This is a genomic window from Clostridium sp. C8-1-8 (assembly GCF_009928445.1).
Taxonomy (GTDB): domain Bacteria; phylum Bacillota; class Clostridia; order Clostridiales; family Clostridiaceae; genus Clostridium_AR.
The window spans coordinates 125,443-146,448 of the sequence record NZ_JAABNO010000005.1 but is presented as its reverse complement, the minus strand read 5'-3'; the positions used below and the strand labels follow the sequence as shown (position 1 = coordinate 146,448).

Annotated in this window: 20 protein-coding genes; 7 read left to right on the top strand and 13 right to left on the bottom strand. The window is 31.4% G+C overall.

All coding sequences use genetic code 11. From position 1 onward, the window contains the following. Positions 1 to 170: 170 nt before the first annotated feature. The 3 genes from GXK57_RS07595 to fabF all read right to left on the bottom strand — a co-directional run bounded on the left by GXK57_RS07595 (position 171) and on the right by fabF (position 2,572). Entirely contained in the window at positions 171 to 755 is a 585-nt protein-coding gene (locus tag GXK57_RS07595; protein WP_160673867.1) for a response regulator, read from the bottom strand. Positions 756 to 802: 47 nt separating this feature from the next. After that, the gene (locus tag GXK57_RS07590) at positions 803 to 1,117 is read right to left on the bottom strand and encodes an Hpt domain-containing protein (protein WP_160673864.1); all 315 of its coding nucleotides are present in this window, start codon (positions 1,115 to 1,117) and stop codon (positions 803 to 805) included. Positions 1,118 to 1,336: 219 nt separating this feature from the next. Beyond that, positions 1,337 to 2,572, bottom strand: a complete 1,236-nt coding sequence (fabF, locus tag GXK57_RS07585; protein ID WP_160673861.1) for a beta-ketoacyl-ACP synthase II — start codon at positions 2,570 to 2,572, stop codon at positions 1,337 to 1,339. 274 nt (positions 2,573 to 2,846) lie between these two features. On the opposite strand from fabF, the gene GXK57_RS07580 reads away from it, so the two are divergent. Next, on the top strand, positions 2,847 to 3,734 hold the full coding sequence (locus tag GXK57_RS07580; protein WP_160673858.1) for a helix-turn-helix domain-containing protein: 888 nt from the start codon (positions 2,847 to 2,849) through the stop codon (positions 3,732 to 3,734). Between the two features lie 113 nt (positions 3,735 to 3,847). Here the strand turns inward: GXK57_RS07580 and GXK57_RS07575 are convergent, their stop codons facing one another. The 3 genes from GXK57_RS07575 to GXK57_RS07565 all read right to left on the bottom strand — a co-directional run bounded on the left by GXK57_RS07575 (position 3,848) and on the right by GXK57_RS07565 (position 6,468). Continuing rightward, a complete protein-coding gene (locus GXK57_RS07575; protein WP_160673855.1) occupies positions 3,848 to 4,507 on the bottom strand; it encodes an HD domain-containing protein in 660 nt (219 codons plus the stop codon). Between the two features lie 109 nt (positions 4,508 to 4,616). Next, positions 4,617 to 5,276, bottom strand: coding sequence for a response regulator transcription factor (locus GXK57_RS07570; RefSeq protein WP_160673852.1), 660 nt, complete (start codon positions 5,274 to 5,276; stop codon positions 4,617 to 4,619). A 16-nt stretch (positions 5,277 to 5,292) separates the two neighbouring features. Then, positions 5,293 to 6,468 (bottom strand): sensor histidine kinase, encoded by a 1,176-nt coding sequence (locus GXK57_RS07565; RefSeq protein ID WP_160673849.1) that lies wholly within the window; start codon positions 6,466 to 6,468, stop codon positions 5,293 to 5,295. A 266-nt stretch (positions 6,469 to 6,734) separates the two neighbouring features. Between GXK57_RS07565 and GXK57_RS07560 the strand changes: the two genes are divergently transcribed. After that, entirely contained in the window at positions 6,735 to 7,148 is a 414-nt protein-coding gene (locus GXK57_RS07560) for a hypothetical protein (RefSeq protein ID WP_160673846.1), read from the top strand. A 157-nt stretch (positions 7,149 to 7,305) separates the two neighbouring features. On the opposite strand, the gene GXK57_RS07555 is transcribed toward GXK57_RS07560, so the two are convergent. The 4 genes from GXK57_RS07555 to GXK57_RS07540 all read right to left on the bottom strand — a co-directional run bounded on the left by GXK57_RS07555 (position 7,306) and on the right by GXK57_RS07540 (position 12,945). Further along, positions 7,306 to 7,494, bottom strand: coding sequence for a hypothetical protein (locus GXK57_RS07555; RefSeq protein WP_160673843.1), 189 nt, complete (start codon positions 7,492 to 7,494; stop codon positions 7,306 to 7,308). Positions 7,495 to 7,670: 176 nt separating this feature from the next. Then, positions 7,671 to 9,311, bottom strand: a complete 1,641-nt coding sequence (abc-f, locus tag GXK57_RS07550; RefSeq protein WP_160673840.1) for a ribosomal protection-like ABC-F family protein — start codon at positions 9,309 to 9,311, stop codon at positions 7,671 to 7,673. Between the two features lie 560 nt (positions 9,312 to 9,871). Then, on the bottom strand, positions 9,872 to 12,352 hold the full coding sequence (locus GXK57_RS07545; protein ID WP_160673837.1) for a cation-translocating P-type ATPase: 2,481 nt from the start codon (positions 12,350 to 12,352) through the stop codon (positions 9,872 to 9,874). A 113-nt stretch (positions 12,353 to 12,465) separates the two neighbouring features. Next, positions 12,466 to 12,945: a hypothetical protein gene (locus GXK57_RS07540; RefSeq protein WP_160673834.1), complete on the bottom strand. Its 480-nt coding sequence runs from the start codon at positions 12,943 to 12,945 to the stop codon at positions 12,466 to 12,468. Between the two features lie 569 nt (positions 12,946 to 13,514). Here GXK57_RS07540 and GXK57_RS07535 point away from each other — a divergent pair. From GXK57_RS07535 to GXK57_RS07515, 5 genes are all read left to right on the top strand, one after another. Beyond that, complete coding sequence (locus tag GXK57_RS07535; protein WP_160673831.1) at positions 13,515 to 13,724, top strand: spore coat protein; 210 nt, start codon at positions 13,515 to 13,517, stop codon at positions 13,722 to 13,724. Between the two features lie 13 nt (positions 13,725 to 13,737). Continuing rightward, positions 13,738 to 14,100, top strand: coding sequence for a spore coat protein (locus GXK57_RS07530; RefSeq protein ID WP_202127691.1), 363 nt, complete (start codon positions 13,738 to 13,740; stop codon positions 14,098 to 14,100). A gap of 15 nt (positions 14,101 to 14,115) precedes the next feature. Beyond that, positions 14,116 to 15,252: a zinc-dependent alcohol dehydrogenase gene (locus tag GXK57_RS07525; RefSeq protein ID WP_160673828.1), complete on the top strand. Its 1,137-nt coding sequence runs from the start codon at positions 14,116 to 14,118 to the stop codon at positions 15,250 to 15,252. A 30-nt stretch (positions 15,253 to 15,282) separates the two neighbouring features. Next, positions 15,283 to 15,522 (top strand): spore coat protein, encoded by a 240-nt coding sequence (locus GXK57_RS07520; protein WP_243156383.1) that lies wholly within the window; start codon positions 15,283 to 15,285, stop codon positions 15,520 to 15,522. 123 nt (positions 15,523 to 15,645) lie between these two features. Further along, a complete protein-coding gene (locus GXK57_RS07515; protein ID WP_128213687.1) occupies positions 15,646 to 15,942 on the top strand; it encodes a spore coat protein in 297 nt (98 codons plus the stop codon). Positions 15,943 to 16,125: 183 nt separating this feature from the next. On the opposite strand, the gene GXK57_RS07510 is transcribed toward GXK57_RS07515, so the two are convergent. From GXK57_RS07510 to GXK57_RS07500, 3 genes are all read right to left on the bottom strand, one after another. Further along, positions 16,126 to 16,494 (bottom strand): hypothetical protein, encoded by a 369-nt coding sequence (locus GXK57_RS07510; protein ID WP_160673825.1) that lies wholly within the window; start codon positions 16,492 to 16,494, stop codon positions 16,126 to 16,128. Positions 16,495 to 16,514: 20 nt separating this feature from the next. Further along, positions 16,515 to 16,862, bottom strand: a complete 348-nt coding sequence (locus tag GXK57_RS07505; RefSeq protein ID WP_160673822.1) for a hypothetical protein — start codon at positions 16,860 to 16,862, stop codon at positions 16,515 to 16,517. A gap of 356 nt (positions 16,863 to 17,218) precedes the next feature. Continuing rightward, positions 17,219 to 20,974 (bottom strand): alpha-L-arabinofuranosidase C-terminal domain-containing protein, encoded by a 3,756-nt coding sequence (locus GXK57_RS07500; RefSeq protein ID WP_160673819.1) that lies wholly within the window; start codon positions 20,972 to 20,974, stop codon positions 17,219 to 17,221. Between the last annotated feature and the right edge of the window lie 32 nt (positions 20,975 to 21,006).

The following is a 21,006-nucleotide window of genomic DNA, read 5'->3' as shown; positions in this document are numbered from 1 at the left end:
GGATAAAGTAACAAAACAAGTTTCCTTTATCCATGTCTTTTAATGTTGTAATTTTTAAATATATCTCTGATGAAAAAGTTACATAAGCTATTATTACTAGGTTGGTTTAGCATTTCTTTTATGTAATTGTACTAGACGGTAAAAGCTATAATTTTGTAAAGTAAAAATAGTCATTTTCTTAGAATCAATAGTTTGTAGTTATCACCTATTACAAGTTCTTTCTCTATATTATTCTCTTCTAATTTTTTAATATTTTCGCTATACGCTTCATCATTATTTTCTATAAAAATATAAGGATTAGGCAAGAATCTTAATAGTTGTAAAAAGTCTTCTTTTTTTATATTAAAGCTATCAGAAGCCGATGTATTTTTAGACTTAAGATAATCAGAATAATCCGAGGCTTCTTTAATTATTTTCTTAGCTTCTTCATCTACCTTCCAAGGTTTGGTGATATACTTAAAGATATCCCCACTATTTATTGCTTCGATTATAGAAGGAATCTGTGAAAAACCAGAAAGAACTATTCTTACTATATCAGGATATTGAGTCTTTACAACCTTCAATACTTCAAGGCCACTCATTCCAGGCATCCTTAAATCAGTGACCAAAATATCTATGTTATTGTGCTTTAACAATTCAATTGCCTGAGGACCGCCATTTGCAAAAAACAAGTTATACTCCTCATCTTGAAACATCCTTTTAAGTAGAAGTAATATTTCATCTTGGTCGTCTACAAACAAAATGGATTTTTTCATAGTACACCACCTTCTTTATACATGAACAAATAATATATATAGGTGTATCAATCTATATATGTAACTTTTACAGATGCAAGATATTCTTTTAGAGAGTTTATCACATCAACTATTTCGCTATTGTTTTGTCTAACTGCAGCTGCCTCAAGCTCTTCACCTAATTTTGAAGCAAAATGAAAACCGTAACTTCCACTAGCTCCGTATATAGAATGACCTATTAACCCTATAGTTTCAAAATCAGAAGTTTCAACTGCAGCCTCTAGCTTTTCCACATCTGATAATCTAGCACTTAAAAATATAGGCACAAGATCTCTATATTTTTCTTTAACTTCAACGGTTAAATATTTTTCTGAAAAATGCATTTCTTTCTCCTGTTAATGAATAGTTTAGATATTTTGTTATAGGTATCATTAGGTTAATTGTATTACCCTAATTATATTATTAACAACAATATGGATATACTATTCAAATTATAGAAGCTAAATTATATTTCTAGATAATTTAGCTTCTAACTAAGATCAATTATTAATTTTCTTATCATAAACCATAGGTGCTGTATAAGGAGTTGTATTACAATAATGTTATTTGAACTTCTTTAATACTAAAGTAGCATTATGTCCGCCAAACCCAAAGGAATTGGATAGAGCATAATTGAAATCAAAATTCTTTCCTACATTAGGAACATAGTTCAGATCACATTCTGGATCTGGTGTACTATAGTTTATTGTTGGAGGCACAAAGCCTTCCTCTAAAGCATATGCTGTTATAATTGCTTCGACAGCACCAGTGGCTCCTAAAAGATGTCCTGTCATAGATTTTGTTGAACTTATCATGAGGTTATAAGAAGCATCTCCAAAAACAGTTTTTATTGCTGAAGTTTCACTTCTATCATTAGCTTTTGTGGACGTACCATGAGCATTTATGTAACCAATAGCTGATGGAGCTACACTGGCATCTTCTAAAGCTCTCTTCATACATCTTGCTGCGCCTTCTCCTCCTTCTGAAGGTGAAGTGATATGATAAGCATCATTGGTGCACCCGTATCCAACAACTTCAGCGATTATATCTGCATTCCTTTTTAATGCATGCTCAAGTTCCTCTAAAATTACTATACCAGCACCCTCCCCTAATACAAATCCATCTCTATTAAGATCAAAAGGTTTGCTAGCACTTTTAGGATCAAGGTTAGTTGTCATAGTCTTACTAGAAGAAAAACCTGCAAGAGTAAGTCCTGTGATAGGAGCTTCTGCTCCACCTGCTATCATCACATCTGCATCGCTTCTTTGAATAGCTTTGAAGGCATCTCCTATAGAATTAGTTGAAGTAGCACAAGCTGTTACTGTACACTCATTAAAACCTTTTGCTCCGTATTTTATAGCCACTAACCCTGAAGCCATATTGGGTATCATCATAGGAACTAAAAATGGACTAACTCTACTTGGTCCTTTTTCAAGAAATATGTTATGCTGAGCTAAGGTAGTTTCTATTCCTCCTACCCCAGTTCCTATAATTACGCCCATTCTTTCCTTATCAACTTTATCTAAATTTAGCTTTGAGTTGTCCATTGCAATTTTTGTAGCCGCCAAAGCAAATTGAGAAAATCTATCAGTCCTTTTTACCTCTTTCCGTTCCATAAAATCACTAGGTTCAAAGCTCTTTATTTCAGCAGCAACCTTTGTAGGAATTTCTGAAACGTCCACTCTTTCTATAAGGCTTATTCCACTTTTACCTATTTTAATATCTTGCCAAAACTCCTTTGCACCAATCCCAACGGAAGAAACTACTCCCATACCTGTTATTACTACTCTTCTATTCATATAAGAAACCTCCATATATCAAACTGTATTTACTTTTCAAAATATAATAGATATAATAAATTTAATCTATTTAGCTGCCACTTAAATTCCAAATTCATCTTAAAGCGTCTTGTGGTAAAGAAAATAAGCTTTAAAGTCATCTCAAATATTTAAGTGCCAGTGATTTGTTAATCACCTTTCAATATTATTGTAGTAGATGTATTTTTACTAAAATGAACAGATATTGCTTTTATAGAGTTCTTATATCGAAACTAAAATGAAAAGGTGCAAAAATATGAAAGATTTAAAAGAAGCTATTGTTTCCGCAATAGCTTATATTGAACAGAATTTATATAATAAAATTTCTTTGGATGATTTATCAGAACATACTGGGGTTTCTAAGTATTATCTTCATAGGATTTTTAAGTCCTTAACTGGTGAATCTATAATCGAATATACTCAAGGCAGAAAACTAACCTCCAGTATCAATGAGCTTTTAAATACTGATATGAGGATTATAGATATTGCATTAAATTATGGCTTTGATTATGAACAATCCTATATACGAGCTTTTAAGAAGTTTTTCGGACATACTCCTTTAAAATTAAGGTCCGACAATATGAGTTTAAGCTTAATCATAAAGGAAAAGATAAATACAAAGGATATTTTATCTGTTGAAAACTCAATAACCTACAATCCTCAGTTCGTATTTAAACAAAAGTTTAATCTTATTGGAACAAAGCATAAAATATTAAGTAAATCTGGAGATAAAACTGCCAATGCCTTTGGTAGAGAATTTTTTTATAAACAAAGAAGTAAGATCAAAAATATCTCTAAAGATAACGTATATTTTGGATATACTGATTGGAGTGAAGATCATAATGGCGTCATATACTACATGCCAAGTGCTGAGGTTAGTAGTTTAGAATCTATTCCGGAAGGTATGGTTGGAATATCTATACCTGCTCATAAATATGTAGTTTTTAAATTTGTAGGGTTCTTTAGTCCAGATAATATAAACGGAAGACATGTGGGGCGGCTTTTAGTTCAAATGTATTCAAGGTGGATTTTTAAATCAGGGTATAAATTTGCTGATACCTTTAGATTTGAATATATTGATAATTCTATGTCAAAAGATAATTACTGCGAGTTATATGTATATCAGCCAATTGAAGATATATAAAGCTTCGCTGAAGGATAGGCACAATTTCTATCCTTCAGCGAAGCTTTTGTTCATATGGTTTATACTTTATTAATATTTTACATAAAATATAATTTTATCTGTGTAATAAAGTTTTAGTAGTATTCATGTCCTTTAATCTCATAATCAAGCTCATCAATAAAACTTTTTATAAATGATATTTTATTCATCAATAATTCTTTACCTGCATCGGTGTTAAGCTTATTAAGCTGACGATAACAGTATGGAAGCTCTTTGCTATTAAGTTTATCACGTAATTCATCAAAAAAATAAGGATTTCCTTTATCAAGTCTATTTGAAAGCATAAAAATCGACATTGTACCTATTTCATCAAGTAAATCTGCATCCTTAAGTATTGCAAGACATATATCCTCTTCCTTAGTTTCTTTATCTGAATGATTCTTAATAATTTTCAGTAGTCTTTCTTTTTCAGTAACAGTACTTGCTATATCATCATAACTGTTAAGCCAAGCTTCTACTAATTCCATACTCTTCTCAGCATGTTTTTCATTTACATGAGCTTTTCCTATATCATGCAATATAGCAGCTAATCCAATTAAAATAATATCATCTTCAGAAAGTACAGGTATCTCCTTTTTACTAATTTTCATTGCTATACTATGTACTCTAAAAGAGTGAAGAACTATATGCTTTTCATCTCTTGCCCATGGGTTTATATTTTCAAATTGCCTAGTATTTTCATTAAGATATTTCTTTAGATAGTTTTTTGCTTCCTCTATAGGGTTTATACTCAACTTCATCTCTCCTCTAATATAAAACTAATAAATTTAATATTTATGATTTGTTAAAGTACCGTGTTGAAATATAGACAATATTTACTATATGCTACTTGATATTCAAGGATTATTCATCATATTTTTGAAGAAATAAAATTAGTTCAGCACGGTTTTTTAATTGGAGTTTTTCAAGTATTTTTGATACGTAGTTTTTAACGGTACCCTCAGTAACATACATAGCCTGTGCTATGGCTTTATTACTTTTCCCTTCCAATATGTGAGAAGTTACTTCTTTTTCCCTCTGAGTGAGGGAGTTTATAAGTTTTTTCCCCTCACTACTATTTTCTTTAGCTTTTTTCTTGTCTTCAATTGAATTTAGAAGATTTATAACTTTAATAGTTACCTTGGGATTTAGTAATATTTGATCTGCGTAGGCAGTTTTTATTGAGTTAACAATCTCTTGAGAATCGGAATCCTTAAGAATATAACCATCTGCTCCGTCCTTTAACACTTCAAAGATATATTCATCTTCATTAAAAGTAGTTAATATAACTATTTTAATTTTTGGATAAGTGACTTTAACTATTTTTGTAGCCTCAATTCCATCCATTATAGGCATCCTTATATCCATTAAGATTACATTAGGAGTATGTGTTTCTAGTAATTTTAATAATTCTCTGCCGTTGCTCGCTTCACCTATTACCTCTATCTCATCATGAAGGCTTAATATCATTTTCAGTCCTTCTCTTACAATCTCTTGATCATCTACAATAATAACTCTTATCATACTATCCTCCAGTTGATTATACGTTAGGAATATTAGCTCTTATACTAAAATCCTTTAATTCACCAGATATAAAACTAACATTACCACCAAGCGCTTTTATTCTATTCTCTATTCCCTTTAGCCCAGTTGATTTTATTATATTACTGCAAGGTAACCCATTATTTTTTATAAGCAAACTAATATTATTGTCTTCGTTACTTATCTCTATAATAAAATTAGTTGCATTTCCATGCTTAATGCCATTAGTAACCGCTTCTCTAATAGTTTTATATATACAATTTTTCATATCAGGGGTGGCCTTCTCCACCTGTTCATCCATTTGCAAAGTAAATTCTATGCTATTACTATCCTTAAAATTATTAAATATTTCATTTATAGAACTTCTTAATTTATCTATGTAATTGTCTTTTCTTAATATAGAAACTACTTCCCTCAATGAATTCATAGAGTCCTTAGAAACATTCTTAGCTTTACTTATTGCTATCTTTGCCTTTTCAGGGTCTTTGTCTAATATATTTTCTGCATACTCTATATTCATCTTTAAAGCTATAAGTGAGTGTCCTATTGAATCATGAAGCTCTTGCGCTATTCTAGTTCGTTCTTGCTCAAGAGTTAGCTGTTTAATTATTTCTGAGTATTCATTTAAAGTTAAATTCTTAGCTAGAAGCTCTTGATTAAGATCTAACACTTTATTCTTCTCTTTTACCACTGTTCTAAAAAGAAAGATTATTAGAAAGAAGGAGCAATAGTTCATCGCTATATTTATCAAACTGGCTATAAAGACTTTTGTATCAGTAAAGCCTATTTTTGATAGATTTGATATTAAATAGACTGTAAAATGGAAGGCAACTAGTATTGCTCTTGTTTCTCTATTAGCTATAAGTACCTCAATAAGCATAAGAATAAAATAAATATCCGTACCTGTACCTCTCATAGAGAAATTAAGATAACCTATAATTGCTACACTTATATTATAAGAAAGATAATATGTCTTGCTTTTATAATCCTTTAAGTACTTGTACCTCACAATATTGTTCACTATTAAAATGATAGCTAGAAAAAGAAAAAATGAAGTTTCTATATTTTTCAGATTACTTCTTTTTAAAATATAATTTAGAATTGTATTAAATGCTACAAGCTCCATTATCCTACAAAACAATAATCTACCCTTTGACGATGAGTAATTTTTCATATGCATACCTTCACAACTTTATAAATTAACTCTATTATACCATTTTATTGTCATAATCCACATATTACTAAAGTAATGATTAACAATGATAATTATAGCTAGTATTGACCACTTGCTGTATAATTTAATAAAACTTGCAAACTAAAATGTACCACAATACTTAAGGATACGGGAACATATAGACGATTAAGGAAATTGAGAGTGGCAGAAACATAATACTATAATGTAATAATGTATATTGTTTTAAGGAGATGTTTTGTATAAAAATGTGTAAAAAAAATATATTGATTTTTATGCTTATGGTTATTCTAATAACAGTGTGTTATGGGTGCGATGTAAAAAGTAAAGAACAAACACAAAGAAAAGCAGATTTTATTGAAAAAAGCAATATAAGCAGTTTTAAAATACACAATATACAATCAGAAGAAAAGGAAATAAAAGATAAGTCTGGTAGAGACAATATAATTGACCTAATTAATAGTGTAAAGATTAAAAAGTCAAATGTAGAGCCACAGGATGGAGTTGGCTATGGTATTATGATAACCTATAGTAACGGAAAGAAGTTCTCTGCCAGTTATTTATCCTCTAATATGATTTATACAATAGACAACAAGTCTACATGGTGCCATATAGATAAAAATATTGTTGATGAGCTAAAAAACTACTATGATAAAAATTAGCTGCTTAAAGTTGTAAATATATTAGTGGTTTTAATAACATTATTTGATGGGACATCATAAGATGTCCCATCAAGAATATAGTATTAATAGCAATATCTTTAACATAGCTTCTATTAAAACAGGAGTATTCATTATCGCTGAAAAAATATAACTGCTATCAAGCTTTATTTTTTTCTGAAAGTGACCAGGACTTTAGGCTTAGAACCATTATTACACAAATTAGAAAAGCTCCTACTATGTGCCCATTATAGTCTTTTACTTTCTTTATAAAGATTGCATATAGGTTCAAAATCAATGCTAAACTTTGTACTGATAAAATAGTTATTTGTAGTGGTCTCAGCTTCATATTATCACCTTATTAGTATTTAAGTTATCATTATCCTTTAATAACATTACCTTAATTATTCCCAACCTAAAGAAAAATATAATTAATGTCTAATAAGTTATTTAACCAGACCACTTAAAGTTATAGTTACAATAGAAGTACTCTAATTGCTATAATATTAAAGAGGTTAAACTTTACTACAGTTTAAGTTTTTTTATCTTTTCAAGCAGCTCGTAATACTCTCGATCCAATGCTGCTACATCATCCTTCTTCGATGGCATAGATAGTCTTCCTAGGATCTCCGAAAGTCTATTCTGAAGCAGCATTAACTGCTCTTCTTTGTTTGTTTCCTTTAAAGGATTTATTTTTGATTTTTTTATTATATACTCTTCATATCCTCCATTGAACAAATTTATCTGCTTATCTTCAATAATCATTATTTTATCAGCAACTTCTTCAATAAATCTTCTGTCGTGAGACACAAAAAGTAAGGTTCCATTATAGCTTCTTAGTGCTTCTTCGATGACACCTAGGGAATCTATATCCATGTAATTTGTTGGTTCATCTAAAATAAGCATATTAAAGTCGCTAAGTAATATTTTTGCTAGTGATACTTTAACTCTTTCTCCGCCGCTTAAAATTCCAACTTTTTTATAGATGTCATCTTTTTTAAATAAAAGCCTAGATAGCAGTATCCTAGCAAAAGTCTCATCGTAAATACTTTCCTTTAGCACATTTTCCTTTATTGTTAAACCTTCATCAAGTATATTCATATCTTGACTGAAATATCCTATCTTGGCACTGTTAGAAATACGTATATAGCTATCTCTTTCCATAATCATCTTTATAATAGTACTTTTACCACAGCCGTTAGGCCCTATTATAGCTACTTTAGAATCTTTATATATTTGAAATTCTGCATTGTTGAATATTATCTTATCCTTGAAGCTTTTGCTTATATTGTGACCTTCAATGATGATTTTACTGTGCAATTCATTAACCCCTGAAATATCAAGTTTAATCTTATCCTGAACTATTGGCTTTTCTTTTACCTCTAGGTGACTTATTCGTTTATTTAAGTTTTTTACAGCTCTATCAATACCTGCTTTAGCCTTTTGTCCCCCCATTTTATGGAGCCTTGCCTCTGAGTTGCCCATTCTACTAGGAGTTCTTTTTATTCCTGAGGACTTTTCACTTGCATCTACAATTGCCTGCTTAAGTCTATTTTTTTCTTTGGTGTATTCTGTATATTCAAATTCTGCTCTTTCTCTATCATGAAGTTTTTTCTCAAAATATGCACTATAATTACCGTTATATTGTTTTAGTTTACCATCTTCTAATTCATAAATCTTATTACATAATTTATCTAAGAAGTTTCTATCATGGGATATTATTATAAGTGCCCCTTTATATTCTTCAAGTCTTTTCTCAATTAAATCTATTCCTTCAATATCTAAATTACTTGTAGGTTCATCAGCAATTATTAATTCATGATCATGACTTAAAGCACTTGCAAGCTTAAACCTGGTCTTCTCTCCTCCACTCATACTTCTTTCATATTGAGTTTTGATATTAAACCTTGAAGCTATTTCCTCATTGAGTCTATTATCCTCTGCTTCTCTTAACTGTGATATATAAGAGTAGCTATCATAAATGTTTATATTGCCTTCATCCGGTCTTATATTTTTAGTTATTATATCAATTAAAGTTGTTTTACCAACACCATTGACTCCTACTATACCTATCCTGTCTTCAGAATACACTTTGAAACGATCTATATTTAATATTAGTCGTTCACCATAATACTTTTTTACTTTATTACACTCAATTAATAACATAAAAAAATCTCCTCCTTTTATTTTGGAGAAGATAGAGATTTTCGTTATATTACCTGTTATTTAATCTTTGATGCTTACTAAATTTATTGCATAACATTATATAATGTTAAATCTAAACCTAGCATGAAATGATAATTAAATATTACCTATTCACAGTAATAGTGTAAAAGTTGAAAATTATACTAGTATTACTTACAACAATATACATCAGCAAAAGACTTGTTTATTAAAAGTCCATAGTAAGTATAATTAAACATATTTTACAAATCACCATTACCGCATCTTTATTAAGATTTAAAATATTAAGACAAGTATAGTCAGAAAATACTATCCGCTCACAAAAATGTACAACAAATAAAGCTAATTAAAGCTCTAGAAATTATTCATTTATAGTCTTGAAAGCGAATTATAATCTCATTTCTGCAAATACCTTGCCCTTTCTTAAAAATAATTTATATTACTATTATTAACTTATCAATAATTTTTATTATTGTCAATATACTTTTATCTATACATTGCTGGTAATTCTTAAACTTACTGTAACCAGCAATGTATAGATTCTATTTCTTAAAATACTTTACAACTTCCCACCACCCAGTAGATAATATACCTACAATAACAGCAATTGTAAACGTTTGTAATTCTAGGGGTGAGGTTTGAAACAGTGTTTGTAGGAACGAATTATATATTACAAGAAGCAAAGTAACCATAGATACAATGTTTACTATTGTTCTTATTTTATTTTTATTCTGTATTAGCTCCTTGATTATAGGCTTTGAACCTGAGCTACTCACTAATACAAGAATCATATTTCCTATCAATAATACTACTAAAGAAAAGCTTCTAGCATATGATACAGAAAAGCCGTTATCTACTAAATAATGAAATGGGAGAAAAGCCGCTAAAAACAGTGTAGTACCCAGTAATAAAGTCATCTTAACCATCTTTTCAGTAAGTAATGGTTCTTTTGGAGATCTTGGTGGTTGCTTCATTACATTAGCTTCTTCAGGCTCCAGTTCAAAGATTATTGAACAAGTTGGATCAATTATTAATTCTAAAAGCATTATATGCATAGGCAGTAGGATTTGAGGAAGATTAAACATAGGAGAAAAAAGTGCTAGAGCAACTATTGGAATATGAATTATCAGTATATATATCATGGCTTTTCTGATATTGGTAAAAATTCTTCTACCATCTCTAACAGTGTCTACTATAGTAGTAAAACTATCATCTAAAATTATCATATCCGATGCCTCTTTCGCAACCTCTGTTCCTCTTTTACCCATGGCGATACCTATATTGGCATCCTTTAAAGCAGGAGCATCATTAACGCCATCTCCTGTCATGGCAACTATTTCCCCATTATCTTTCAGAGCTTTTACTATTCTCATTTTATGTGAAGGGATTACTCTAGAAAATACATCACATTCTTTAACTGCCTCTCTTAATTCGTAATCATCCATTTTTTCTATTTCATCACCAGTAATAGATCTTTTAGAAAACTTTAAACCTATCTCTTGCCCTATTGCCATAGCTGTTTTATAGTAATCTCCAGTTATCATAACAACTCTTATTCCAGCGGCATTACAGCCTTTAACTGCAGCTAACACACCAGCTTTAGGTGAATCCTGGAAACCTATTAGTCCTATAAAATCTAAATTATATTGATCCAAACTATCTAGTATTCTATTGTCATTGCCTTCTGCAAAAGCTAAAACCCTAAGCCCTTTTGAGGCCATTTTATCAAACTCTAACTTTATTGAAAGCTTTTCCTCAGCACTTAGGTTGGTAAGCTCAAGTATAGCTTCAGGAGAACCTTTAGCAGCTACGTAATACTCTGAGTCCATTATATAAATATTTGCCATGGTCTTTGTTTTTGAGTCGAAATCGAACTTCTTACATAACTCCAAAGCATTAAGTTCAACTAAGGAAAACTTGTTACTATATTGATCTAAAATAGCTTTTTCAAGTGAGTCACTTGAATCTCTTTCACTAGCTAAAATACTCAGGAGGGCTAGGTTCTTATCAATTCTTTCTAATCCTATACTGCCAAGATCTTTTGAATACACTTCTTTTATCTTCATCTTATTTTCAGTGATAGTACCAGTTTTATCAACGCAAAGCACCGTAGTAGCCCCTAAGGTTTCAACTGCTGAAATCTTACGCATAATTACATTCTTCTTTGCCAGCCTATAAGCTCCCATTGATAAGAATACAGTTAAGACCACCGGAAATTCTTCCGGAATAATAGCCATAGCTAAGGTTATTCCAGCCATTATACTCTTTAAAATATTTCCACTAGTAAAGTAGGAAAGACTTATTACAACAAAACATAATAAAGCTCCAACCTTTGCTAGATTTTTCACCAAGCTGCCAACTTTTCTTTCAAGAGGGGTAGGTTCATCTTTTATTTCATATATGGACTTTCCTATTTTTCCATACTCAGTATCCACGCCTATTGTCTTTACTATAGCTAAGCAAGTACCTGATACAGCTAGTGTGCCTGCATATAGCATGTACCTTTTCCAATAATCCTTGTCCTCAGTTAGGTCCTTCTTGCAAAGCTTATAAGTAGCTTCTGCTTCTCCAGTAAGTACAGCTTCATCCACATAAAAATTAGAAGCCTCTACAACTTCACAATCCGCTGGAATTCTCTCACCAGATGATATATATATCACATCTTTAGGAACCAACTCCGAACTATTTATCAGAGTCTTTTTACCATCTCTAAAGACATATACCTTTGCACATACAAGATTTTTCAATTCATTCATTGTTTTATCAGTCTTCCACTGTTGTATAAAAGAGATTGCTGAGACAAAAGAAACGAAAACAAGCATAACAATGCCTTCTCTAAATTGCCCTATGATAAAGTAGATTACCGTTGCGCACAAAAGCAGTAATAACATTGGTTCACTAAAGACTTCAATAATTTTTGATACAAATGTTGACTTTGTCTTTTTAAAAAGCTCATTTGTTCCATACCTTTCTTTATACTTAATTACTTCTTCTGTACTCAAACCTTTAATATATTGTGCCATAGTTACCTCATTATCAATTAATATATTGTATTCTATGACATATGCCACATTTTGTGCATATTTTCTCAGCTATAGTTAGTTTCAATTGATAACCGGTATTACTGAGTTATTTTCTATAATTGCTCCTGTAACTTACTAATTTCGTAATCTTCACCAATTTCCTTATTTATTTGCCTTTTTAATTTTCCAAAGGATAACTCTTTCTCCTCTCCTCCAACAGAAACAAAGCTCTTTGCAAGGTCTTCTGTTGTTGTTTCTAAAAGTCTCATAAATTTATCATAGGCAAAGTCTAACTTTTTATCCTCTTCATTTTTGCCGAAAACCTGGTAGATCAGGCCTTCAATAAGTTGATCCATACCATAAAGCTTCACATGTATAAGCTCATGGATTATAAGTTCTTCAAGATTAGCCCATCTAGAGTTAAAGTTATTAATTAAAAGCACAGCCTTCTTATCCTCAGCATCAATCTTTATGTCACCAGATTTTCTCCAGTCTTTATTAACAAGTACATATCTTATATCCCAGTCTCTTAATCGTAAAATATCTTGCCATTTTGCTAAAAATCTTCTTAAATCTTTTTCATCATAAACCATAATAATTTGACCTCCTAAAAATATGTATTACTTTATTTATTTTTATATTTAACTAGCATTGAACTTAACCTCAATAAAGTTATAGCTTTTTTTATTAACTCACTGAAACCATAGGAACATTAGAAAAAGCATTAAAAATTAACTTATATATTTTTATGCAATATCTATATATTAACATAAGTAGACATTAACGGAAATATCATGATTAGAATGATTATCTTCAATTCAACTTTGAAAATCTCAATGTCCCGTGAGCTAAAAATAGCTATGCCTTATATTACTCATTTCTTTTAGCTGCTATGAGACTTTGCTTACATTAGTGCCTTTCTATAGTAAAAATTATTGTTCTGTTCAACCAAATACTTTAACAGCATCAAAATTATATATTCCTGTACAGTAAAAGCTTTTAGTATAACAGATATTCTTAGTGGAATAATAAACTTGTTTACTAAAGCTGTACCGCCTCAGTCCGATATATATTTTCAAAACTCCTCTGGTTTTTGAGAAGAGAATTTGAAAATATAAGTTTTAATATGAAGTGGTACATAAGAATATGGGAGGTGAATTTTTTGGAACAAAATTATCTAGCACCTGCAGAAACAATGCAAATTCATGAGTTATTGAATTTTAAGACTATATGCATGACCTCCTCAAAAATGATGGAAGGCGTAGTCTTTGATCAAGAATTGAAAACTCTATTTGAAAAAGACGTAAGACAATCAATTACAGCTATAAATGATTTACAAGCACTATTAGGAAAGGCACCAAAATTGAGATAGGAGGTTTAAGCTAATGATAAATGATTATTTAGAAATAAGAAATTCTGAAGGAATGCCTAAACTAGTAGATGAAACTATGGCTTTAGCTTTTTTACTTAATGCTAAAAATGGAGTAAGAAATTATGCTGTAGCTTTAACTGAGGCAGCAACACCTGAAGTAAGAGCAAAATTAACTAAACAGTTAAATGATGCTATAAATATACATGAAGAAATAACAACCATGATGATACGTAAAGGATGGTTTCATCCAGTAGATTTGGAAAAGCAGTTTCAAATGGATCAAGAGTCTTCTAGAACTGCAGTTCAAATTGCTAGTTTAGACTTATTCCCTGGCGATACAAGCAGACTTGGGGACTTTGCTACACCATATCAATAATAAGGAGGATATGTTATGAGAGCTGTAACCTTTCAAGGAATAAAGAATGTAAAAGTTAAGGATGTACCTGCTCCTTCAATACAGAAGGCAGATGATATAATTGTAAAAATAACTAACACAGCAATTTGTGGATCTGATCTCCATCTTATTCATGATATGGTTCCTAATCTACATCAAGATTACATAATAGGCCATGAACCAATGGGAATCGTAGAAGAAGTAGGACCTGATGTTACAAAACTTAAAAAAGGTGATAAAGTTGTAGTGCCTTTTAATGTAAGTTGTGGTGAATGTTATTATTGTAAACACGATTTAACTTGTATGTGCGATAACTCTAATCCTCATGGAGAAAATGGAGGTTTTTTTGGATATACTGAAACCTTTGGTGGATATCCTGGTGGTCAGGCTGAATACCTAAGAGTTCCTTATGGCAATTTTACTCCTTTCAAAGTACCAGATGACAATGAAGTAAGCGATGATAGTTTAGTGCTTATGGCAGATGTAATGGGTACAGCATATTGGAGCGTAGAAAATGCTGGTGTTAAACCTGGCAATACTGTTGTTGTTCTAGGTTGTGGACCAGTTGGACTTTTAGCTCAAAAGTTTGCTTGGCTTCATGGAGCTGAAAGAGTTATTGCTGTAGATTATATAGATTATAGGCTTAAACATGCTAAGGAATATAACAAGGTAGAAACCGTAAACTTTGAACAACATGCCAATACTGGTGAATACATTAAAGAAATTACCCACGGTGGTGCTGATGTAGTTATAGACTGTGTAGGAATGGATGGGAAAATGACACCAATGGAGTTTGTTGGATCTGGACTTAAACTACAAAGTGGATCTTTAAGTGGATTTACTATTGCCACTCAAGCAGTAAGAAAAGGTGGAATGATTCAAGTAACAGGAGTTTATGGAGGAAGATATAATGCATTTCCTCTAGGAGACTTAATTAATCGAAATATAAATCTTAGAACAGGTCAAGCACCAGTAATTCCTTATATGCCTACCTTATATAACTTAATGGCTGAAGGTAAAATAGATCCAAGTGACATTATAACCCACAAATTATCTCTTAATGATGCTCCACATGGATATGATGTTTTTGATACCAAAACAGAAGATTGTATAAAAGTCGTACTAAAACCATAATTTATAGACAGACTAAGGAGGCTTAAACTTATGAGTGATCAATATAATATGTGTGGACAATACATTACACCTCATGAAGCTATACAACTTCATGAGCTTATTACATTAAAGAATCTTAGCTTAACTAAATGCATTACTATGTCTCCACTAATTTCAGATGATGAACTAAAAACTATAGTTAAAGACAACATACCGGCTGAGCAGTTACAGATAAGAGAGTTAAAAGCTTATATGGATCAATCTGCTGTTGCTCAAAATAATAATAGTTAAATGTTATTTTTTAGTGCTAACTATCCTAAGTACATTCTTTCTTTTAAGGCATAGATATGTATTAACTATAGTTAAACTATAGACACTTTAAGAATTACATAATAAAAAGGAGGTGATTATTAAATGAATTCAATAATTGAAAGTCTTACTGGAATGAATAAGATGAGTGATCAGGTAATAGCTACAGATTTATTAGTATCAGCTAAAAGTGCTGTAAGAAGCTATTCTATTGCCCTCACCGAAGCAACTACCCCAGAGCTTAGATTGACCTTAAGAAATCATCTTAATGCCGCTATTGCCACCCATGAAAAGATATTTAACTATATGTTAAAGAAAGGCTACTATGACGCCTATAATATGAGTAATCAGTATGCCGTAGATATGAAAGTCACAGATACAGCTTTAAAACTCAAAGATTAGCCAAAAAGTATGCTTTTCTACATAGTAAGAGGCTTTATCATTTCAGTTTTAAGCGTCAAACCTATAAATGCACTAAGCCCACAGATATACTTGTTATCTATGGGCTTAGGATTATTAATCCATATATGTCTTATAGAGTTTTCCTTTAACTAAATATAATCAAGGAAATCATAATAACTAATTTTAATGAGTCTTTAAAGGATCATAATCCATTATAACATTAAACTTTAATATACCATCTTCATTTACATCGGTTATTGTAATTAATATATTGCCATTATAATTTGATTGTAAACTATCATAAATAGTATGTTGACATTTATAACCTTTTTTATCGGTGTAGTATAGATATAGATTTTTTGTGCCTAGATATCCTCTGTTATAAATCGAAGTTGTGGCAGTTGCTCCTACCTTAACCTTTTTTATTTTCACATCGGTTTTTGAATAATTGTCCATTGTAAAATACAAGTCATTAATTAGTTGATCTGTCTTATTCATTACATATATAATGGGCCATGCTTGTATTATTACTGGACCTGCAAATCCTGACATAAATCCCCCTCCTTATATTATCAGTGAGTTTTTAAATGATCATAATCTATAGTTACACTTAGACTAAAGGTGCCTTTTTCATCCAAGTTGTTAATTATTACTCTTATCCCACCGGTATAATTTGCTTCTAACTTATCGTATATCAAATACTGATGCTTATAATTATCATCAAGATAATATAAATATAAGTTTCTTACTCCGCTATAACCTCTGTTGTAAACGCTAGTTAACCCAGTTTCACCACTTTTAATCTTTTTTATCTTAGAGTCTTTAATATTATAATCATCTAATGTAAAGTATATATTTTCTATATCTTTATTTGTCTTGTTAACAACATATATTGTAGGAGTTAGATTATAAAAGCACATAAATATCCCCTCTAATAATTTATAATATTTTTTGTATCTAATAAATATATAATACTCTCATATACAATTAATGTAAACAATGCCAAAAGAGGGTTTGCCTTAAGAATACCTTAATTTAAAGTAAAAAGATTAAAAAATCATGATGCCTACCACGTTTTCTCATATTCCTTTGGAAAGGCAGATGCGCAAAAAAGCCGCTGAAGAATACTTCAACGGCTTTTCATCCTATATTAAATAAAATTCATAAGTTATAGCGCTCCATTACGAGAACTCAAGTTATGCATGTTCGAAGATCATGGCTTCTGAAGATTTTTGCAACGTACATAACTTAATAGATGAAGTTTGAGCACTATGGCTTACACAATATCAAATACTACAATATTTACAGAATTTGCAGGTAAATCTAAAACTAAATTACCATTGCTCAATCGTAAATCTTTTTCAGCTGGAACCACCTTTTCATCATTCTTCTTATTTACATTTGGAATGTGAACAAGTTCTTCTTCTCCTGTCAGAACAACAATCTTTGCAGTATTTGCTAAGCTTATATCCTTAACATCTATATTTAGTTTCTTTTCAACATTATCTGCATTTACTAGTTTAACATATACATGCTTAGAATCTTTTGTTACAGAGCTGAAGATTTCTTTATTATAAGCTTCAAGTTTATAATCCAATACCTTGCTTACAGCTTTGCCATCAGTATATGAGCAAATTAGATTCTCACCTGTAGCTCCACCATAATTTACAGTAATAGTATACTCTGTATCATTCTTAATCTCTTCATAGGTAGCTGCTCTAAGATTGCCTGCTGCTGTGCTTGATGAGTAATCTCCTAGAGTATAGCCTTCTATTCCATCCTTAAATACTTTAACACCAGTAGCATTTCCACCATAAGCAATTGCATATTCTACCACGTTCTTATTTTCAGAAGTTATGTCTGTTAAACCTACGCCAATATAGAATCCATCTAAGCCTTGTTTTTTAGATGCTACTACTTCAACCTTATAATTAGTCCAATTCTCATTTATTATATATAATCCATTAAGACCTGAAGCTTGAGCCTTTAGAGTCAATCCCTTTTCTGAATCTACTGTATATCCTACTGAACCTGGGATAACATTCCATTCATTACTTAGAGCCTTCCTAAAGTCTTGGGCGAAAATAACTTCTCCGCTTACATTACAGATTACTTTTACACTCTTAATTACAACTTCAGCATTTCCAGTTGCAATTTCTATACCTCCATGAGGAATTAAAGCTTTCTTTTCACCCTTTCTATGAGTTGAGAAGGAAGTTTTTAGAGTTTTCTTTCCAAGGTATTTTGCAAATAGCTGTTGTACATAGTAATTTGGTGTACGCCATACTGTTTCATCATCAAACCAAATACAGTCAGGAGTCCATCTATAAAGGTTGTCAGTTAAAACCTTATTAAATAGTGGTGCTGTAGCTGCAAGTCTTACAACATCAGAATTATTTTCGAACCCTGTCATTACAGCAGCCTCAGCTATAGCTCCAGCTAAGGTATTCTTATCTGTTGATGCATACTCACCAACAAATACCTTTGAAGTTTCATTTTCATTTAAGCTACCATCTGCATTATAAGCTCTATAATAGTAGTTGTATCTATCCACATTATTTAATAGATATTGATTTGAACGATAATAATGTTCATCAGCAATTGTCTCCATGTAATGGCTTTGATTGTTATACCAAGAAACTTCTTCTTCAGTGCTTGTCTTACCGTCAGTAAAGCTTACCTTTGCTGTTCCTGTAAGATTACCACTTAAGAACTTCCAACCGTTTTGGTATGCATCGTCATCTGCTTGAGCACCTACAGTTGATATAATGTATAATACATAACCTGGGTACTTCTTTTCCATGTACTCATCAATTGCAGCCTTAAAAATCTCAAAGCTAGCAAAAAATTCTGTACCCCAGTTTTCATTTCCAACGCCTAGATAATGTAGGTCAAAGGCAGCTTCATGCCCCATTTTTTTACGTAATCTTGCCCATTCATTATTTTCGAAGTCTGTATTTATTGCAAAATCTATAAGATCTGTAAAGTTCTTTATATACTTATCTCTAAGTGCTCCACCAGCAGGGTTAGCATAATCCGAACGAGCCTGACATAAAACTCCACATGCCATAACAGGAAGTGGTGTAGCATTAAGATCTTCTGATAATTGGAAATACTCCATGTATCCAAGTCCCATAGTCATTCCATAGCCCCATACATTGAAGTTTTCTTTACGGAACTCTACATCATCCACAGAATCCTTCCAGTCATATACATTTTCCCAAATATATGATCCTTCTGATATACAGCCACCAGGGAAGCGTAAGAAGGTTGGATGTAATTCTACTAATGCTTCAACTAAATCTCTTCTTAATCTATAGTTTGAATTTCCTTTATAATTAGTATGTGCTGACTTTGAAGTCACTTCTTCAGCTGCTCCCCAAACATCTTGAGGCACTAAAGATACCATATCTATTGATATATCGCCTTCAAAGCTTAAGGAAAGTTGTCCAAAAATAGTTTTTTCTCCTGTTAATACAATTTTCTTTTCTACGCCGTATTTCTTCCAAGTATTGTTGCCATCTACTTTAACTACAGCCACATCACTTATTATATTGTTATCTGAGTCTTTTAGCTTAATAGTAATAGAAGCTTCATTCTCAGCTTTTGCCCAGATTGTAAAGTCATACTTTGCAGCTTCTTTTATATGCATTGAACAATAGTTATTTGAATCGCAGAAACCTCTATTGTAAAGTGTTGCACCATTTGCCACAGAGATATAATATGAATTAATTTCTTTGTCTTCTATATTAAAGAAATCATTTAATCCACCTTCATTTTTTACAGTAACCTTATCTAAATCTCCAAACCAAGCTTCTAAAGGATTATGAATTCTTCCTGTAGATGCTGCATTTTCTCCTGATTCTGGAGAGTAAGTATCAAAGTTAAATGCTTCAAAAGAACGGTTTCTAACTAATTCAGCATAGATTCCTCCATCTGCAGCATTGTTAATATCTTCGTAGAACAAACCATATAAGGTTTCACTAATATCAACAACTTCTTTATTTCCATCAATAGTAAGACTATATGGTGGAAGAGCCTTAGGAAGAACAGATATTTCAAAAGCTTTCTCTGTACTATATTCTCCTCTTGCAAGCTTAGCTGTGATTGTTACACCTTTAGCTTCCTTTATATCCTTAACTATTCCATCATCAGTTATTGCTTCCTGATCACTTGACTTCCAGTAAACATTAACTTTACCACCCATTAAAGTTTCAGGTAATTTTATATCCTTTGATATAATAGTTGCTGGGAAGGATAAATACTTTTCCTTAGCAAGATTTACTATACCTTCATCTGTTAGGGATTCGCACATAACTTCTATTACTTCATCTTCTGACAAGCCTGCTCTATAAATTCTAAAATCAGAAAGAGAACCACAGAAATCACCATCAACCTCATGTTGAGACTTACCTATGCTGTTACTTGTATAGTTTGCCTCATCCTTAAAGGATTCGAACCATTCTCTTAATTTTGCATAATTCCCACTGGAGGTTTGACTTATTAAACCGTTTGCAGCTATTTTACCATTAACATATACAATTGGTCCTGCACTACTAAGTGTACCACTTTCTGTTCCTAAAACTGTATAGGCAACATGTATCCATTCACCTACTGGGTAAGTTTGGCCTGCATCAGCAACTATATCAGCACCTGCATTACAAACTCCACGTAGGTTACGAGTCAAAAATACATATGGTCCCATAGGTCCTTTGCCAAAATCAAAAATTCTTTCCCAAACGCTTAAACCCTTATCTAAATAAACCCAAGTAGATATGGTTAAACCAGTGTTATCATTTACATCTTTAAGTAGATTAGAAGGTAAATTAACGTATGAAGTTTTATGGTTTCCACCTACTAACTTTAATGCAGTCTTTCCTGCAACATTCTCTATATTTGGTTTTACTTCCCCTAATGCTTCTCCATGGTTTCCATTTTCTGAGCTATCTTTGCCTACATTATTTTTATCATCAAATCTATAATGAGCAATTAAGTTGTTCCTATAATTAGAGTTACCATCATTCTGTCTCATGAAAAAACCCCTTTCATTCTATTCACTTAATT

Bases quoted from the DNA above. Each gene is read 5' to 3' on its own strand.
- GXK57_RS07555 (WP_160673843.1), bottom strand. From the start codon at position 7,494: ATGAAGCTGAGACCACTACAAATAACTATTTTATCAGTACAAAGTTTA.
- GXK57_RS07500 (WP_160673819.1), bottom strand. From the start codon at position 20,974: ATGAGACAGAATGATGGTAACTCTAATTATAGGAACAACTTAATTGCT.
- fabF (WP_160673861.1), bottom strand. From the start codon at position 2,572: ATGAATAGAAGAGTAGTAATAACAGGTATGGGAGTAGTTTCTTCCGTT.
- abc-f (WP_160673840.1), bottom strand. From the start codon at position 9,311: ATGTTATTAATTGAGTGTAATAAAGTAAAAAAGTATTATGGTGAACGA.
- GXK57_RS07505 (WP_160673822.1), bottom strand. From the start codon at position 16,862: ATGTGCTTTTATAATCTAACTCCTACAATATATGTTGTTAACAAGACA.
- GXK57_RS07510 (WP_160673825.1), bottom strand. From the start codon at position 16,494: ATGTCAGGATTTGCAGGTCCAGTAATAATACAAGCATGGCCCATTATA.
- GXK57_RS07580 (WP_160673858.1), top strand. From the start codon at position 2,847: ATGAAAGATTTAAAAGAAGCTATTGTTTCCGCAATAGCTTATATTGAA.
- GXK57_RS07565 (WP_160673849.1), bottom strand. From the start codon at position 6,468: ATGAAAAATTACTCATCGTCAAAGGGTAGATTATTGTTTTGTAGGATA.
- GXK57_RS07560 (WP_160673846.1), top strand. From the start codon at position 6,735: ATGTGTAAAAAAAATATATTGATTTTTATGCTTATGGTTATTCTAATA.
- GXK57_RS07545 (WP_160673837.1), bottom strand. From the start codon at position 12,352: ATGGCACAATATATTAAAGGTTTGAGTACAGAAGAAGTAATTAAGTAT.
- GXK57_RS07540 (WP_160673834.1), bottom strand. From the start codon at position 12,945: ATGGTTTATGATGAAAAAGATTTAAGAAGATTTTTAGCAAAATGGCAA.
- GXK57_RS07515 (WP_128213687.1), top strand. From the start codon at position 15,646: ATGAATTCAATAATTGAAAGTCTTACTGGAATGAATAAGATGAGTGAT.
- GXK57_RS07570 (WP_160673852.1), bottom strand. From the start codon at position 5,276: ATGATAAGAGTTATTATTGTAGATGATCAAGAGATTGTAAGAGAAGGA.
- GXK57_RS07525 (WP_160673828.1), top strand. From the start codon at position 14,116: ATGAGAGCTGTAACCTTTCAAGGAATAAAGAATGTAAAAGTTAAGGAT.
- GXK57_RS07590 (WP_160673864.1), bottom strand. From the start codon at position 1,117: ATGCATTTTTCAGAAAAATATTTAACCGTTGAAGTTAAAGAAAAATAT.
- GXK57_RS07530 (WP_202127691.1), top strand. From the start codon at position 13,738: ATGATAAATGATTATTTAGAAATAAGAAATTCTGAAGGAATGCCTAAA.
- GXK57_RS07520 (WP_243156383.1), top strand. From the start codon at position 15,283: ATGAGTGATCAATATAATATGTGTGGACAATACATTACACCTCATGAA.
- GXK57_RS07595 (WP_160673867.1), bottom strand. From the start codon at position 755: ATGAAAAAATCCATTTTGTTTGTAGACGACCAAGATGAAATATTACTT.